At 69.0% G+C, this 14,397-nt stretch carries 19 protein-coding genes; 14 read left to right on the top strand and 5 right to left on the bottom strand.

Annotated features, from left to right (window positions below):
* From vapC to AWC16_RS05085, 3 genes are read right to left on the bottom strand one after another with little or no spacing between them, the layout of a single operon-like run.
* On the bottom strand, positions 1–399 hold the full coding sequence (gene vapC, locus AWC16_RS05075; protein ID WP_085263691.1) for a type II toxin-antitoxin system VapC family toxin: 399 nt from the start codon (positions 397–399) through the stop codon (positions 1–3).
* Positions 396–623, bottom strand: coding sequence for a type II toxin-antitoxin system VapB family antitoxin (locus AWC16_RS05080; protein ID WP_085263884.1), 228 nt, complete (start codon positions 621–623; stop codon positions 396–398). Before AWC16_RS05080 ends, vapC begins: the two co-directional genes overlap by 4 nt.
* Before the next feature lie 42 nt (positions 624–665).
* Positions 666–1,463, bottom strand: a complete 798-nt coding sequence (locus AWC16_RS05085) for an enoyl-CoA hydratase/isomerase family protein (protein ID WP_085263885.1) — start codon at positions 1,461–1,463, stop codon at positions 666–668.
* A 216-nt stretch (positions 1,464–1,679) separates the two neighbouring features.
* Here AWC16_RS05085 and fdxA point away from each other — a divergent pair, with 216 nt between their 5' ends.
* The 5 genes from fdxA (at position 1,680) to AWC16_RS05110 (ending at position 4,564) form a co-directional block, all read left to right on the top strand.
* Positions 1,680–2,024: a ferredoxin gene (gene fdxA / locus AWC16_RS05090; protein ID WP_085263692.1), complete on the top strand. Its 345-nt coding sequence runs from the start codon at positions 1,680–1,682 to the stop codon at positions 2,022–2,024.
* On the top strand, positions 2,021–2,782 hold the full coding sequence (locus tag AWC16_RS05095) for a helix-turn-helix transcriptional regulator (protein ID WP_085263693.1): 762 nt from the start codon (positions 2,021–2,023) through the stop codon (positions 2,780–2,782). Before fdxA ends, AWC16_RS05095 begins: the two co-directional genes overlap by 4 nt.
* Positions 2,779–3,204 carry a hypothetical protein gene (locus tag AWC16_RS05100; RefSeq protein WP_085263694.1) on the top strand — a complete coding sequence of 142 codons (426 nt, stop codon included), beginning with the start codon at positions 2,779–2,781 and terminating at the stop codon, positions 3,202–3,204. Before AWC16_RS05095 ends, AWC16_RS05100 begins: the two co-directional genes overlap by 4 nt.
* A 56-nt stretch (positions 3,205–3,260) precedes the next feature.
* Entirely contained in the window at positions 3,261–3,605 is a 345-nt protein-coding gene (locus AWC16_RS05105) for a cupin domain-containing protein (RefSeq protein ID WP_085263695.1), read from the top strand.
* Positions 3,606–3,673: 68 nt separating this feature from the next.
* Entirely contained in the window at positions 3,674–4,564 is an 891-nt protein-coding gene (locus AWC16_RS05110) for an NAD(P)H-dependent flavin oxidoreductase (protein ID WP_085263886.1), read from the top strand.
* 4 nt (positions 4,565–4,568) lie between these two features.
* Here AWC16_RS05110 and AWC16_RS05115 read toward each other — a convergent pair whose 3' ends face one another.
* Positions 4,569–5,072 (bottom strand): DUF1990 family protein, encoded by a 504-nt coding sequence (locus AWC16_RS05115; RefSeq protein WP_085263696.1) that lies wholly within the window; start codon positions 5,070–5,072, stop codon positions 4,569–4,571.
* 38 nt (positions 5,073–5,110) lie between these two features.
* Between AWC16_RS05115 and AWC16_RS05120 the strand changes: the two genes are divergently transcribed.
* From AWC16_RS05120 to AWC16_RS05155, 8 genes are all read left to right on the top strand, one after another.
* Positions 5,111–5,752: a PaaI family thioesterase gene (locus tag AWC16_RS05120; protein ID WP_207572260.1), complete on the top strand. Its 642-nt coding sequence runs from the start codon at positions 5,111–5,113 to the stop codon at positions 5,750–5,752.
* Positions 5,753–5,798: 46 nt separating this feature from the next.
* Complete coding sequence (locus AWC16_RS05125; protein ID WP_133055912.1) at positions 5,799–6,263, top strand: hypothetical protein; 465 nt, start codon at positions 5,799–5,801, stop codon at positions 6,261–6,263.
* Positions 6,264–6,367: 104 nt separating this feature from the next.
* Positions 6,368–8,434 carry a threonine--tRNA ligase gene (gene thrS / locus AWC16_RS05130; protein ID WP_085263699.1) on the top strand — a complete coding sequence of 689 codons (2,067 nt, stop codon included), beginning with the start codon at positions 6,368–6,370 and terminating at the stop codon, positions 8,432–8,434.
* Entirely contained in the window at positions 8,431–9,003 is a 573-nt protein-coding gene (locus AWC16_RS05135) for an ATP adenylyltransferase (protein WP_085263700.1), read from the top strand. Before thrS ends, AWC16_RS05135 begins: the two co-directional genes overlap by 4 nt.
* Positions 9,000–9,665, top strand: a complete 666-nt coding sequence (gene pgsA / locus AWC16_RS05140) for a phosphatidylinositol phosphate synthase (RefSeq protein ID WP_085263701.1) — start codon at positions 9,000–9,002, stop codon at positions 9,663–9,665. The genes AWC16_RS05135 and pgsA overlap by 4 nt, the downstream gene beginning before the upstream one ends.
* 17 nt (positions 9,666–9,682) lie before the next feature.
* On the top strand, positions 9,683–10,606 hold the full coding sequence (locus AWC16_RS05145) for a phosphatidylinositol mannoside acyltransferase (RefSeq protein ID WP_276062399.1): 924 nt from the start codon (positions 9,683–9,685) through the stop codon (positions 10,604–10,606).
* On the top strand, positions 10,606–11,730 hold the full coding sequence (locus AWC16_RS05150) for a glycosyltransferase family 4 protein (RefSeq protein ID WP_085263703.1): 1,125 nt from the start codon (positions 10,606–10,608) through the stop codon (positions 11,728–11,730). The genes AWC16_RS05145 and AWC16_RS05150 overlap by 1 nt, the downstream gene beginning before the upstream one ends.
* Positions 11,730–12,773, top strand: coding sequence for an NUDIX hydrolase (locus tag AWC16_RS05155; RefSeq protein WP_085263704.1), 1,044 nt, complete (start codon positions 11,730–11,732; stop codon positions 12,771–12,773). The genes AWC16_RS05150 and AWC16_RS05155 overlap by 1 nt, the downstream gene beginning before the upstream one ends.
* A gap of 1 nt (position 12,774) precedes the next feature.
* On the opposite strand, the gene AWC16_RS05160 is transcribed toward AWC16_RS05155, so the two are convergent.
* The gene (locus AWC16_RS05160) at positions 12,775–13,563 is read right to left on the bottom strand and encodes a Coq4 family protein (protein WP_085263705.1); all 789 of its coding nucleotides are present in this window, start codon (positions 13,561–13,563) and stop codon (positions 12,775–12,777) included.
* 52 nt (positions 13,564–13,615) lie between these two features.
* Here AWC16_RS05160 and AWC16_RS05165 point away from each other — a divergent pair, with 52 nt between their 5' ends.
* A complete protein-coding gene (locus AWC16_RS05165; protein ID WP_085263706.1) occupies positions 13,616–14,326 on the top strand; it encodes a helix-turn-helix domain-containing protein in 711 nt (236 codons plus the stop codon).
* Positions 14,327–14,397: the final 71 nt, after the last annotated feature.

The raw sequence follows: 14,397 nt of genomic DNA on the forward strand, positions 1-14,397 counted from the left end.
TCAGAACAGCGGCAGTGTCTGTAATCCGCAGTGCGTGCGAATGACTTCGAAGTCATGATCACGGTGTACCACAACAAGTTTCAACCGCATCGCCATAGCGGCTATTTGGCAGTCGATAAGGCTGCGCACGGTGTCTCCGCCGCGTCGGCAGCGTCGGTGAATTGCCGCCGCGTCTTCGGCATCACGTACCGCTGCCAGCGGTTCGATGGAGAATCGTTGCAAGAACCTGCGTCGGACTGCCGCGATCTTCTCGTCGGTGGTCCCGATCATCAGCTCCATGAGGACAACCTCGGGAACGGTCAGCAGCGATTCTTCGGCGATACGTTCCGTGACCCAACGAGTCGAGGTGGAGTCCGAGCCCTGCAAGAATTCGATCCAGACTGACGTGTCGACGATCATCCGGGCGATTCGGCGGCGTGTTCCGGAACGGAGAACGATTCGAGTTCCTCGTTGGTGTAGTCGAAACCGGTGCCCTGCAACGACAACGCTTCCTCGACGCTCAACGCTTCGCCGACGAGCCGCCGCAATGCGAAGTCGACGGCACTGCGTTTGGAGTCCAAACGATAGATCCGCTGGACGGCGTCGATGAGTGCGTCGTCGATCTCGATGTTTGTCCGAGACATGACACCATGATACACACCAAGGTGTATTGGCCTCGCCCGGGCTCATCCGAACTGAGGCTTGCGTTTCTCCCGGATGGCGGCCAGGCCCTCGTGCACGTCGGGCCCGGAGAAGCCGAGGAATTCCAGCCCCAACGCGGTCTCGAAGGCCGGCGCGAACTGCCGGTACCAGTAGTTGAGGCTGTGTTTGGTGAAGCGGATCGCATCCTGCGCGCCGTGGGCCAGGTCGTCGGCGATGCGGGTCGCGGTGGCCAGTACCTCGTCGTCGTCGACGCACTTGGAGACCAACCCGATGCGTTCGGCCTCCTCGCCGTGCAGGGTCTCGCAGGTCAACAGGTAGTACTTTGCCTTGGCCATGCCGACCAGCAGCGGCCAGCAGATCGCCGCGTGGTCCCCGGCGGCCACTCCCAGCTTGGTGTGGCCGTCGATCAGCCGGGCGGTGCGCCCGGCCACCGAGATATCAGACAGCAGTGCCACCACCAGGCCCGCGCCCACGGCGGGCCCGTTGATCGCCGAGATCACCGGCTTGGAGAAGTTGACCATGTTCAGCACCAGATCGCGGGCCTCCCGCAGCACCTGCATCCGCCCGGCATAGTCGCCGATGGTCTTCTCGATCAGCTCGAAGCTGCCGCCGGCGGAGAAGGCCTTGCCCTCGCCGCGAACCAGCACCGCCCGCACCCGGTCGTCGCGCTCGATCGCCGGCCACACGTCGGCGAGGTCACGGTGCATCTGCGGCCCCACGGAGTTTAGCCCGGGGGAGTCCAGCACCAGTTGCAGCACGCCGTTGCCGCCGGTCTCGAGTCGAAGGGAGGGGAAGGCGCCGTAGCCGGAGTTGTCAGCCATCATCTGTTTCTACTCGACCGTCATCGCCGGGGTGGCGGCAGAGTCGCCGGCGCGGTAGCCCAGGCGGCGCAGACGTCATATATCATGTTGCAGGACAACATATTTCGCGGATTATCGAGATCCCGAAAGGCTCACCGGAGGAGGGCGAGTCCGCCCGCCGGCATTTAGGCCCGCCTTTCTAGTTTCTACAAAATCCCTTGTGTAAACTCTGTGCCCATGGCATATGTGATCGGGAAGCCGTGCGTTGACGTGATGGACCGGGCCTGCGTGGAGGAGTGCCCGGTCGACTGCATCTACGAAGGCGGCCGCGCCCTCTACATCCATCCTGATGAATGTGTGGACTGCGGGGCCTGCGAGCCGGTGTGCCCGGTCGAGGCCATCTATTACGAAGATGACCTTCCGGATGAGCTGCAACCCCACCTGGCCGACAACGTGGCGTTCTTCGCCGAGCCGCTGCCGGGCCGTGACGAAGCGCTCGGATCGCCCGGTGGCGCCGCCAAGATCGGCCCGCTCGGCATCGACACCCCGCTGGTGGCCGGCTATCCCCCTCAGGGGGAGTGAGCGACATCGTCAAACCGCCCGCGCCAGCTGGAGGACCTGGAGGACGCCGCCTCGACGTGCTTCGGCTGGTGCAGGCCGCGGAAGAACCGCTGAGCATCGCGCAGATCGCCGACACGTTGGGGGTGCACCCCAACACGGTGCGGTTCCACCTGGACACCCTGGTCGAGGAAGGCCGGGTCGAACACACCGAACCCGATCACAAGGGACGGGGCCGACCGGCGCTGATGTTCCGCGCTATCCGGCAGATGGACCGCGGCGGCACCCGCCGATTCCGGCTGCTGGCGGAGATCCTCACCATCGGCCTAGCCGCCGACCAGGACGCCAGCAGCAAGGCACTGGCCGCGGGCCGGGAGTGGGGCCGGCGACTGCAGCCGCTGCACCACCCGACCGGACCCGTCGACGCCGAGGAGTCGACCGGCCATCTCATCGAGATGCTCGACGAGTTGGGCTTCCAACCCGAGCAGCTCGAACCCGATGGCGCCGGCGAGATGCAGCTCGGATTGCGGCACTGCCCGTTCCTGGAGCTCGCTGAAAACGCCGCTGAAGTCATCTGCCCGATCCACCTGGGGTTGATGCAGGGCGCGCTGGAGGCCTGGGAGGCGCCGGTGACCGTCGACCGCCTTGAGCCGTTCGCCCAGCCCGACCTGTGCGTGGCACACCTGAAGTCGTTGTATCCCAACGGGGCTACGCCTTCGAACGGTGCCCGCAGCGCCCCTTCGCCCGCGGGGGCGGTGCGCGTGGACGGACCCGCCGGGTGAGTGTCGGTTCCGCCGTCGCGACCGCCGCAACCTTCCTCTGGCTGGGCATGGTGATCGCGATTTCTTTCATGGAGGCGCCGCTGAAGTTTCGGGCGCCCAACGCGACGGTCCCGATCTGTCTGGGCATCGGCCGGTTGGTCTTTCGGGCTCTCAACACCGCAGAGTTCCTGCTGGCCGCGGCCATCGCGGTGGCGTTTGCGCTCGAGCGGCCCGGCGCCGGCGTTGCGGTGACGTACGCGATCGCCCTGGCCATGCTGGTGGCTCAGGTGCTCGCGGTGCGGCCGTCCCTGAGTCGCCGCGCCGATCAGGTGCTGTCGGGGCTGGATGTGCCCCGCTCGCGCGCCCACTACGCCTACATCGCGTTGGAGCTGGTCAAAGTCACCGCGCTGGTCTGGCTGGGCATTCTCCTGCTGACCCGCTGAGCCGTCCGATCCGTCCGATCCGAACACCATCCGCCCACCGAGCCGAAGGAATACCGATGGAATCGACCTCCTTGAACGCGTTGGCCGACGAGAAGCTGGCCGAGGCCAAGCAACACCACAGCGGGCGCGCGGCGCACACCGTGTACGGCGGTTCGGTGCACCACCTGCGCCAGACCCTGGTCGCATTGCAGGCCGGCCAGTCGCTGGCCGAACACGACAGCCCGGGGGAGTCGACCCTGCAGGTCCTGCGCGGCCGGGTGCGGCTTACCGCCGGCGACGACGCCTGGGAGGGTTCGGCCGGGGAGCTCGTCACTCTGCCGCGCACCCGCCACGCGCTGGAATCGCTGGAGGACGCGGTGGTGCTGCTGACGGTCACCAAGAGCGCATCGCACGGAGCGTGACCGCGGCGCAACTCAGCACACCCTGGTCGCTGCGCGCCGGGCTGCGGTTGCCCATCCTCAACGCCCCGATGGGCGGGGTGGCCGGTGGGCGGCTGGCCGCGGCGGTCACCGCGGCGGGCGGGCTGGGCATGATCGGCATGGGCAGCACCGCCACCGCGGCGTCGCTGGCCACCGAGCTGGCCGCGCTCGAGCAGGCACCGCGGTTCGGAATCGGCTTGGTGGACTGGGTGATCCGAGACCGGCCTGACCTGCTCGACGCCGCCCTGGCCGCCCGCCCCGCGCTGCTGTCGGTCAGCTTCGGCGCCGACCTGACCTGGGTCGACCGAGCCCATGCGGCCGGCATCCTCGCCGCCACCCAGGTCTACGACGCCGAGACCGCCCGACGAGCGCAGGACGCCGGGCTGGACGTGTTGGTGGCCCGCGGCGCCGAGGGCGGCGGGCACGGCGACACCCGGCTGGCCACGCTGCCACTGCTGGACGCCGTTCTGGACGCCGTGACGGTGCCGGTGCTGGCCGCCGGCGGCATCGGCTCGCCGCGCAGCCTGGCCGCGGTGCTGGCCGCCGGGGCCGCCGGCGCCTGGCTGGGCACCTGCCTGTCGGCCTGTCCCGAGGCGCTGACCGCCGACAGCGCCCGCCGCGCGCTGATCGCGGCCGCCGGCACCGACACCGTCACCACCCGGGTATTCGACGTCGGCCAGCGGCTGGACTGGCCGGCGCGGTTCCCGTCGCGGGTGTTGCGCAACGAGTTCACCGGCCGCTGGATGGGACACGAGGAAACCCTGGCCGGTGACCCGGAGGCGGCTGCGGAGCTGGCCGCCGGGATCGCCGCCGGGGATCAGCGGGTGGCCCCGGTCGATGCGGGCCAGGGCGTGGGCGTGCTCACCGATAGCCGTCCGGCCGGGGTGGTCCTCGACGAGCTGTGCACCGGGGCGCAACGGCTGCTGGCCCGCTGGAGCTGACGGGTCACACTGCCCGCAGATAGCGTTTGGCCATCACGCGCTGCGCCAGCCGTCCCACGGGACCACCCGCCTTGATCCACCAGGTGGCCGGCCGAGAGAACGCCCGAACCTGCGTGTACACCGTGTCCTCGGCGGGGTCGTAGCGCACCGAGAAAAGCTCCTCACCGGACTCGGGATGTCCGGGCAGGGTGCCGTAGGCGAAGCCGCGCCGGTCGGGCTCCGACACGACGTAGACGACCCGACACGGTGCTTTCATGACACCGAGCCGCACCAGTACCACCCCGCCGACGGCGGCGACGTCGCTGTCCGCCTCCACTCGCACACCCAGCCCGGCGCCGCGCAGCATCCCCCAACGCAGCACCGCGTCGCCGGCCTGCTCGAAACGCTGCCGGCCCCGGCCGATCGGTGCGGTCAGGTCCAGATGGTGATACCCGTCGGGCAGTGTGCCGGCGGTGGCGCCCACTTCGGCGTAGGTGAGCGGGAGGTCACGCAGCGTGCTCAAGTCCACCGGCCCAACCTTGCCATCGCGGGCGGGCCGTCCGCCAGATGAGGGCAGGAACGTTTAATAGGGGCGTGAAAGCCCCACACGCCGGCGGCGGTTTCAATCCGCCGGAACCGACCGAGAAGGGCGGGCCGGACTACGGCCGGTTCCTGGAGGCCATGCGCGCGCTGCAGGACCATGCCCGCGCCGCCGATGCCCCCGCCGAGGTGATCGGCAAGGCAGCCGACGCGTTGCAGGACGTCTGCGACCTGCTGGCCCCGTTCGACACCGACGAATGGTCATCACCGTCGGGGCGCCGGCTGGACCTGCCGATGCGCGGCAACCTGTTGCCGGTGCCGATGAAGCTCAAGAAGGACGACGACGGGCGGCTGCGCGGCTGGGCCCGCTTCCGGCGGTTCCACCTGGGCCGCAATGGGGCCGCGCACGGCGGGGCCATCGCGCTGCTGTTCGACTCGGTGCTGGGAACCGCGTCGTGGGTGCTGACCGGCGGCCCGTACCAGCGCACCGCCTATCTGCACGTCAACTACCGCCAGATCGTGCCGATCGACAAGGAGTTGCAGGTCGAGGCGTGGGTCAGCCGGACGGAGGGCCGGAAGATCTTCGTCGAGACCACAGTGTGCGACGGCGACACCGTGCTGACCGACGCCGAGGCGTTGTTCGTGGTCCTCAAACCCGGCCAGCCGTGAGGCAACCGCCGTCCCGTGCAACTTCCTGTGTGCGATGCTGTCGAACGTGCCGAGGATCATTTTCGACGAGATGGACACCGGGCCAGAGGAGTTCGCGGCACGGCTCCCGTTGGCAGGTGAGCTGATCCGGTTCCTGCCCGGCGACGACCGGCCGGACTATTGCATGGTCAAGCTCGACCAACCACTGCTGTTCGTCCCCGAGCCGCCGCAGGAGATACCTGATTGGCTCCAAGAGCGGATCGCGGTCAACGCCTGGCCGACGCCGGGCTTCGACATCGACCGGGCCAGCGCGGACCTGGTCGTCCGGCCACCCGACCGGCCACCCGCAGTGTGGGTTCCAGGGCTGATCATCTGCGCGCGCCTGGTGGGAACGCCGATGAGCCCGACAATGCGTGATTTGTGGGTCAACGTCGCCTACATCGTCGACTCGGCCCAGATCGGTGAAGATCGGGTGGACTTCGACAAGAATTACCCGGCCGCCATCGCACGGATAAACCTGATCGAGCCCTAGCGGCCGGTGACCTTTGCTCGACCTGGGGCGATCGGCGACGCCCGCCCCGATAGCATGGTCGCGACCTGTTCCCACAGCCCGACAGCCCCACTGGAGACCAGCCCATGAGCGCGCCCGCCATCCCCGCCCCGGCAAGCCCGATCCGGGTGGCTGCCGGGACGACCGCGGCCGATGCGGTGCGCGCTGCGGGCCTGCCCAGCCGGGGAGCACCCGATGCCGTCGTGGTGGTGCGCGACGCCGAGGGCCAACTGCGTGATCTGAGCTGGATGCCCGACGCCGACGCCGAGGTCATCCCGGTGGCGGCCGACACCGACGACGGCCGCAGCGTCATCCGGCACTCCTGTGCCCACGTGCTGGCCCAGGCGGTGCAGGAGCTGTTCCCGTCCGCCAAGCTCGGTATCGGCCCGCCCATCACCGACGGCTTCTATTACGACTTCGACGTGCCCGAGGCGTTCACCCCCGAAGATCTGGCCAAGCTGGAGAAGCGGATGCGCGCCATCATCAAGGACGGCCAGCTGTTTCACCGGCGGGTCTATGAGTCCAAGGAGGCCGCCCGCGCCGAACTGGCCGGTGAGCCCTACAAACTCGAACTGGTCGACGACAAGTCCGGGGACAGCGAGATCATGGAAGTCGGCGGTGATGAGCTCACCGCCTACGACAACCTGAATCCCCGTACCCGGGAACGGATTTGGGGTGACCTGTGCCGCGGTCCGCACATCCCGACCACCCGGTTCATCCCGGCGTTCAAGCTCACCCGGTCTTCGGCCGCCTACTGGCGCGGTGACCAGAACAACGCCAGCCTGCAGCGCATCTACGGCACCGCGTGGGAATCCCAGGAGGCCCTGGACCGCCACCTCGAACTGATCGAGGAGGCGCTGCGGCGCGACCACCGCAAGCTCGGCGTCGAGCTGGACCTGTTCAGCTTTCCTGACGAGATCGGTTCGGGCCTACCGGTTTTCCACCCCAAGGGCGGGATCATCCGGCGGGAGCTGGAGGAGTACTCGCGGCGCAAGCACATCGAGGCCGGCTACCAGTTCGTCAACACCCCGCACATCACCAAGTCCGAACTCTACGAGACCTCCGGGCACCTCGAGTGGTACCGCGAGGGCATGTACCCGGCCATGCACATCGACGCCGAGTACGGCGAGGACGGCTACCTGCGCAAACCCGGCCAGGATTACTACCTCAAGCCGATGAACTGCCCCATGCACCACCTGATCTTCCGGTCGCGCGGGCGCTCCTACCGGGAACTTCCGTTGCGGCTCTTCGAGTTCGGCAGCGTCTACCGCTACGAGCGCTCCGGTGTGGTGCACGGGCTGACCCGGGTGCGCGGCATGACCCAGGACGACGCGCACATCTACACGACCCGGGAGAACATGCGCGAGGAGCTGGCCTCGCTGCTGCGCTTCGTGCTCGACCTGCTCGCCGACTACGGCCTGGACGACTACTACCTGGAGCTGTCCACCAAAGACCCGGAGAAGTACGTCGGCTCCGACGAGGTGTGGGAGGAGGCGACCAACACCCTGCGCGAGGTCGCCGAGGCGTCTGGCCTGCACCTGGTGCCCGACCCGGGCGGCGCCGCGTTCTACGGGCCGAAGATCTCGGTGCAGGTCAAGGACGCGCTCGGCCGCAGCTGGCAGATGTCGACCATTCAGCTCGACTTCAACATGCCCGACCGCTTCGAGCTGGAGTACACCGCCTCCGACGGGACGCGCCAGCGGCCCGTCCTCATCCACCGGGCGCTGTTCGGCTCGATCGAACGCTTCTTCGGTGTGCTGACCGAGCACTACGCCGGTGCCTTCCCGGCCTGGCTGGCGCCGGTGCAGGTGGTGGGCATCCCGGTCGCCGACCAGCACGTCGCCTACCTGGAAGACGTCGCCGCGCAACTGCGCCGCCACGGAGTGCGGGTCGAGGTGGACGCCAGCGACGACCGGATGCCCAAGAAGATCGTCAACCACACCAACCAGAAGATCCCGTTCATGCTGCTGGCCGGCGACCGCGACGTCGACGCGGGTGCGGTCAGCTTCCGGTTCGCCGACCGCACCCAGATCAACGGGGTGCCGCGCGACGAGGCGGTTGCCGCGATCGCCGGCTGGATCGCCGCGCGCGACAACACCGTGCCCACCGCGGAGGCCCTCCAGGCCGGCCTCAAGACGGGTGAAGCCCAGTGACCGGCGATCAGGCCGGCGAGGACGCGATCGTGGACACCGGCGCCGGTGAGCCCGACCGGCTGGAGCGACTGTGGACGCCGTATCGGATGACTTATCTGGCCGAGGCGCCGCTCAAGCGTTCGGAGTCCGGTTCGGCGCAATCCCACCAGCCGTTCACCGACATCCCCACGCTGTCCGACGAGGACGGCCTGGTGGTGGCGCGCGGTGAGCACGTCTACGCGGTGCTCAACCTCTACCCGTACAACCCGGGACACCTGATGGTGGTGCCCTACCGGCGGTTCTCGGAGTTCGAAGACCTCACCCACGACGAGGGCGCCGAACTGATGGCATTCATCCAGAAGGCGATTCGCGTCATCAAGGCGGTGTCGCACCCGCACGGGTTCAACGTCGGGCTGAACCTGGGTGAGACGGCCGGAGGTTCGCTGGCCGAGCACCTGCACGTGCACGTCGTACCGCGCTGGGGCGGCGACGCGAACTTCATCACGATCGTCGGCGGTTCCAAGGTGATCCCGCAGTTGCTGCGTGACACCCGCCGGCTGCTCGCCGACGAGTGGGCCAGACAGTCATGAGCCGACTGCCGTTTCTGTCGAGGGCGACGTTCGCCGGTCTCACCACTCCGGTGGCGCGGGCCCTGCTGCGGGCCGGGCTCACCGCCGACATCGTCACGATCGTGGGCACCGCGGGCGCGGTGCTCGCGGCGCTGACGCTGTTCCCGACCGGGCAGCTGTTCGCGGGCACCCTGCTGGTCTGGTTCTTCGTGCATTTCGACATGGTCGACGGCGCGATGGCCCGCCAAACCGGCGGTGGCAGCGCTTTCGGCGCCGTCTTGGACGCCACCTGCGACCGGATCAGCGACGGGGCGGTGTTCTGCGGGCTGGCCTGGTGGGCGGCGTTCGGGCTGCAGAGCGCGCCGCTGGTGGTCGCGACGCTGATCTGCCTGGTCACCTCCCAGGTGATCTCCTACATCAAGGCCCGCGCGGAGGCCAGCGGCCTGCGCGGCGACGGCGGCTACATCGAACGACCGGAACGGCTCATCATCGTGCTGGTGGGTGCCGGACTGTCGGACCTGCCGGTGTTCCCCCTGCCGTGGGCGCTGCACGTGGCGATGTGGCTGCTGGCGGTGGCCAGCCTGATCACCTGCGCTCAGCGCCTGCACACCGTGCGGACCTCGCCGGGCGCGGTCGAACCGCTGCATGGCGAACTCGACGGCGAGGGAACAGGCGGATCGTGACTTTCATCCCGCGCGGTCTGCGAGTTCCCGGGCTCAGCCAGCTGGACGCCTGGGCCACCGACGCCGGATTCGCCGCGGGCTGGATGCTGGTGCGCGCGATGCCGGAATTCGTCGCCCGCAACACTTTCGAGGCCGGTGCCCTGTACGCCGCCCGCGGCGGGGGCCCCGAACAACTGCGCAAGAACCTGGCCCGGGTGACCGGGGTCGCGCCGGAGGAGGTGCCCTCGGAGCTGATGCGGGCCTCGCTGGCCTCGTACGCCCGCTACTGGCGGGAGGCGTTCCGGCTGCCGGCCATGGACCATGCGGCCCTGGCGGCGCAGCTGCACGAGACCGTCGTGGGCGCAGACAACGTCACCGCGGCGCTGGAGGACGGACGCGGTGCCGTGCTGGCCTTGCCGCACAGCGGCAACTGGGACATGGCCGGGGTGTGGCTGGCCCAGACCCACGGCGGCTTCACCACCGTCGCCGAGCGCCTCAAACCCGAGTCGTTGTACCGGCGATTCCTCGCCTTCCGGGAGAGCCTCGGATTCGAGGTGCTGCCCCTGTCCGGTGGCACCCACCCGCCGTTCGAGACGTTGACCGAGCGATTGCGCGACAACGGGCTGGTGTGTCTGATGGCCGACCGCGATCTGACCCACAACGGCGTGGCGGTCGACTTCTTCGGCGAGTCCACCCGAATGCCGGCCGGTCCGGCCAAACTCGCCATTCAGACCGGTGCGGCGCTGTTGCCGGTGCACTCCTGGTTCGACGGCGCGGGCTGGGGGATCCGGATTCATCCGCCGCTGGACTGCGCCGGCGGTGATGTCGGTGGGATCACTCAGGCCCTGGCAGGCACGTTCGCCGAGGGTATCGCCGCCTACCCGGCTGACTGGCACATGATGCAGCCGCAGTGGGTGGCCGACCTGCCCGAATCTCGACGGGCGCGCCTGGGGGAGAGCTGATGCGCATCGGCATGGTCTGTCCCTACTCGTTCGACGTGCCGGGCGGGGTGCAGGCTCATGTGCTGCAACTTGCCGAAGTGCTGCGCGCCCGCGGGCACGAGGTCAGCGTGCTGGCGCCGGCGTCGCCGGACGTCTCCCTGCCCGACTATGTGGTCTCGGCGGGCAAGTCCGTCGCGATCCCCTACAACGGGTCGGTGGCCCGGCTGCAGTTCAGCCCGGCCGCGCATCGCAAGGTCAAGAAGTGGTTGGCCAAAGGCGATTTCGACGTATTGCACCTGCATGAGCCGAACGCCCCCAGCCTTTCGATGCTGGCGCTGAACGTGGCCGAGGGCCCGATCGTGGCGACCTTTCACACCTCGACCACCAAATCGTTGACGCTGAGTGTGGTGCAGGGCCTGCTGCGGCCGATGCACGAGAAGATCATCGGCCGTATCGCAGTTTCGGATCTGGCCCGGCGCTGGCAGATGGAGGCGCTGGGGTCCGACGCGGTGGAGATCCCCAACGGGGTCGACGTGGCGGCGTTCGCCACCGCGCAGCCGCTGCCCGGCTACCCTCGCCCCGGTCGTACGGTGTTGTTTCTGGGCCGCTACGACGAACCCCGCAAGGGGATGGCGGTGCTGGTGGGTGCGCTGCCGACCCTGGTCGAGAAGTTCGGCGACGTCGAGGTGCTGATCGTCGGCCGCGGCGATGAAGACGGATTGCGCCGCACCGCAGGGACATTGGCCGGCCATCTGCGCTTTCTCGGGCAGGTCGACGACGCTGAGAAGGCCTCGGCGCTGCGCAGCGCCGACGTGTACTGCGCACCCAACACCGGTGGGGAGAGCTTCGGCATTGTGCTGACCGAGGCGATGGCCGCCGGCACCGCGGTGGTCGCCAGCGACCTGGACGCCTTCCGCCGGGTGCTGCGTCACGGGGAGGCGGGCCGGCTGGTGCCGGTCGGCGATGACGCGGCGCTGGCCGCCGCCCTGATCGAGGTGCTCGACGACGACGAGCTGCGGGCCTCGTATGTGGCTGCCGGCACCGAGGCGGTCCGGCGCTTCGACTGGCCGGTGGTGGCCGACCAGATCGTACGGGTCTACGAGACGGTCGCCGGGGTCGGCAGCAAGGTCTCGGTGGGCGACTGATGGAGCTGACCATCGTGGTGACTGTGCTGGTGCTGGTCGGAGTGGCGGTGCTGGCCGCCGCGGTGGCCTGGGCGTACCAGACAGCCAGCCGGCTCAACCGCCTGCATGTGCGCTGCGACCTGTCCTGGCAGGCGCTGGACGCGGCGCTGGCACGCCGCGCGGTGGTTTCCCGGGCGGTGGCGATCGAGGCCCACGGGGACGCGGTGGCCGGCCGGCGGCTGGCGGCCCTGGCCGATGTCGCCGAGCGGGCGTCGCGAGACTCGCGTGAGACGGCCGAGAACGCGTTGTCGGCAGAGCTCGCGATGGTCGACACCGAGTCGCTGCCGCACGCGATGGTCGCCGAGCTGGCCGATGCCGAAGCCCGGGTGTTGCTGGCCCGCCGATTCCACAACGACGCGGTCCGCGACACGGTCGCACTGCGCGAGCGTCCTTTGGTCCGGGCGCTGCATCTCGGCGGGACAGCGCCCATGCCAACATATTTCGAGATCGTGGAACGAGCCGGGATGGTGGCCCACGGTGATCGCGGCGTGCTGGAACCGCGCGTCTCGGCGCGGGTGGTGCTGCTGGATGAGGCCGGGTCGGTGCTGCTGTTGCGAGGTCGCGATCCGGCCCTGCCGGACGACGGCAACGCACCGGCACCGCGCTGGTGGTTCACCGTCGGTGGGCAGGTGCTGCCCGACGAGCCGCTCGCCGACGCGGCGGCGCGCGAACTGGCCGAGGAGACCGGTCTGCAGATCAAGCCCGGCGAGCTGGTCGGACCGATCTGGCGGCGCGACGCCATCTTTCAGTTCAACGGTGAGCGGCTCAACAGTCAGGAATTCTTCTTCACCTACCGCACCGACCGCTTCGAGCCGTCCGGTGCCGGCCGGACCGGGCTGGAGCAGGACTACCTCAACGGTCATCGCTGGTGCGATGCTGCCGAGATCGCGGCACTGACCGCCGGCGGTGAGAAGGTCTACCCGCTGCAACTGGGCGACCGCCTCGCCGAAGCCGCGGCCGCGGCGAACGCCGCCGAATCCCCGCGCCTGCGATCGATCCGCTAGGTCAGGCGCTCTGCAGCGTCGCGTCGTAGTCCCACCGGGTCGGCGGTTTCATCCCCGGCGGCATCCACCCGATGAACAGGTGCCCGTCCGGATGGGCGCGAGACGTCGGCTCGACCCCCAGCAGCTCCCGCACCTCATTGATCGGCTTGTCCAACAGCTCCTCGTAGGGGGCCGCCATCAGATTGTCGGCGCGTTGTCCGCGGCGCACCGCCTCGCGGAAGTAGCGCAGCTTGCGGCGCGGGGACGCGGGAATGAGGGAGCCCAACCCGGTGAGGGTGAACGCTTTGAGGGCACCGGAGGGCTCCATCTGGCCGCAGTGGAACCCGAGGTTGCCGAACTCTCCGCCCATGTCCGGCCCGTACCCGCCCAGGGTGTGGAACATGTCGTGCAGGGCGGTGCCGCGCCGCATCATGTAGAAGAAATCGTCGTCCCAGCCTCGGCGCTCGGCGATCGGCCGGATCACCGTGTCCACGTCGAATACGCCGGCGTCGAGCCGGTTGGTGCGCAGAAACGACCGGTAGGCGTGACCCAGCGATCCCACCGGCAGCGTGGCCAGATAGTCGTCGTCCCCGAGCACCGCCAGCAGGTCCGGCTTCTCGGCGAACAACCGCCGACCGTTGGGATGCGCCCGCAGCTGGTGGTAGCTGCGGGCCAGGATCGGGGCCGCCAGCCCCACGATCAGCTCGAAGGCGGACCCGCCGTTCTTCCCCGGGTTGGCAAACAGTCGCCAGGAACCGAATACTCCGCGCCAGTCCCGCTGCTCGGGTACGCCGGCGAATGGTGCAGCCATGGGGTTAATAATAGACATTTGAGTGGATATGTCCATATATGTTGGGAAAGCGATGAGCGCGAAGACAGCGCGGGGCCGCGGCAGGCCACCCGGTGGCGGCAACCCGCCCGAGCATGCCCGCGAGCTGCTGCTCGACGCCGCCGAACGCTCATTCGCGCAGCGCGGCTACCGGGCCTCGACGATGCAGGTCATCGCGCGCGAAGCCGGCTACACCCGCGCGGTGATCTACCGCCACTTCGCCACCCGGGACGAGCTGTTGGATGCGCTGGTGGTGCGGGTGGCGGCACGCAAGATCGCCGAGATCACCACCCGTTTGGAACCGGCGACCGAACCCGGTGGTTCAGCGAGGCTCGACGGAGGAGAGGCGAAGCTGGAACCGCCGCTTGAACCCGGCACGCTGGTGACGGAGTCCCTGGTCATCGTGGCCACCGAAGTCGCGCAGGACCCGCTGCTGCGGGTGATCTCCGAGCACACCGACGACGGCAACGTCGCGGCGCTCATCGCCCGGTCGAGCACCCTGGGCGAGTTGCTGTCCGGGCTCTACGAGATCGGATTCCAGCAGGCCGGCCGGCAACTGCGCGCCGGCCTTCGTCCCGGCGACGCCGCCCGATTCGTGCTGGCGGTGGCCCTCGGCCTGCTGTTGGGACTCATACCCGGTGCGGACGACCCCGACCAGGTTCGCCGCTACGTGCGGGTGTTCGTGCTGCCCGCCCTGACCACCGATCCACCCGCCGCGGGTCCCGTCTTCACGCCGCTGGCATAGCTGCGCGGTGGCGAGGCCGAAAAACGGCTGGAGGCGGCCCACTACACTGGGCGAGTATCACGAGCGAGGAG

Origin of the sequence: Mycolicibacter longobardus (genome assembly GCF_002102265.1) — a bacterium.
In the GTDB taxonomy this organism is placed as follows: Bacteria; Actinomycetota; Actinomycetes; order Mycobacteriales; family Mycobacteriaceae; genus Mycobacterium; species Mycobacterium longobardum.

Excerpts from the sequence above, each read along its gene's own strand:
- AWC16_RS05165 (WP_085263706.1), top strand. The coding sequence starts at position 13,616 with ATGAGCGCGAAGACAGCGCGGGGCCGCGGCAGGCCACCCGGTGGCGGC.
- AWC16_RS05155 (WP_085263704.1), top strand. The coding sequence starts at position 11,730 with ATGGAGCTGACCATCGTGGTGACTGTGCTGGTGCTGGTCGGAGTGGCG.
- vapC (WP_085263691.1), bottom strand. The coding sequence starts at position 399 with ATGATCGTCGACACGTCAGTCTGGATCGAATTCTTGCAGGGCTCGGAC.
- AWC16_RS05120 (WP_207572260.1), top strand. The coding sequence starts at position 5,111 with ATGAGGGCAGGAACGTTTAATAGGGGCGTGAAAGCCCCACACGCCGGC.
- AWC16_RS05110 (WP_085263886.1), top strand. The coding sequence starts at position 3,674 with ATGGGCGGGGTGGCCGGTGGGCGGCTGGCCGCGGCGGTCACCGCGGCG.
- AWC16_RS05160 (WP_085263705.1), bottom strand. The coding sequence starts at position 13,563 with ATGGCTGCACCATTCGCCGGCGTACCCGAGCAGCGGGACTGGCGCGGA.
- thrS (WP_085263699.1), top strand. The coding sequence starts at position 6,368 with ATGAGCGCGCCCGCCATCCCCGCCCCGGCAAGCCCGATCCGGGTGGCT.
- AWC16_RS05085 (WP_085263885.1), bottom strand. The coding sequence starts at position 1,463 with ATGGCTGACAACTCCGGCTACGGCGCCTTCCCCTCCCTTCGACTCGAG.
- AWC16_RS05150 (WP_085263703.1), top strand. The coding sequence starts at position 10,606 with ATGCGCATCGGCATGGTCTGTCCCTACTCGTTCGACGTGCCGGGCGGG.
- AWC16_RS05105 (WP_085263695.1), top strand. The coding sequence starts at position 3,261 with ATGGAATCGACCTCCTTGAACGCGTTGGCCGACGAGAAGCTGGCCGAG.
- fdxA (WP_085263692.1), top strand. The coding sequence starts at position 1,680 with ATGGCATATGTGATCGGGAAGCCGTGCGTTGACGTGATGGACCGGGCC.
- pgsA (WP_085263701.1), top strand. The coding sequence starts at position 9,000 with ATGAGCCGACTGCCGTTTCTGTCGAGGGCGACGTTCGCCGGTCTCACC.
- AWC16_RS05080 (WP_085263884.1), bottom strand. The coding sequence starts at position 623 with ATGTCTCGGACAAACATCGAGATCGACGACGCACTCATCGACGCCGTC.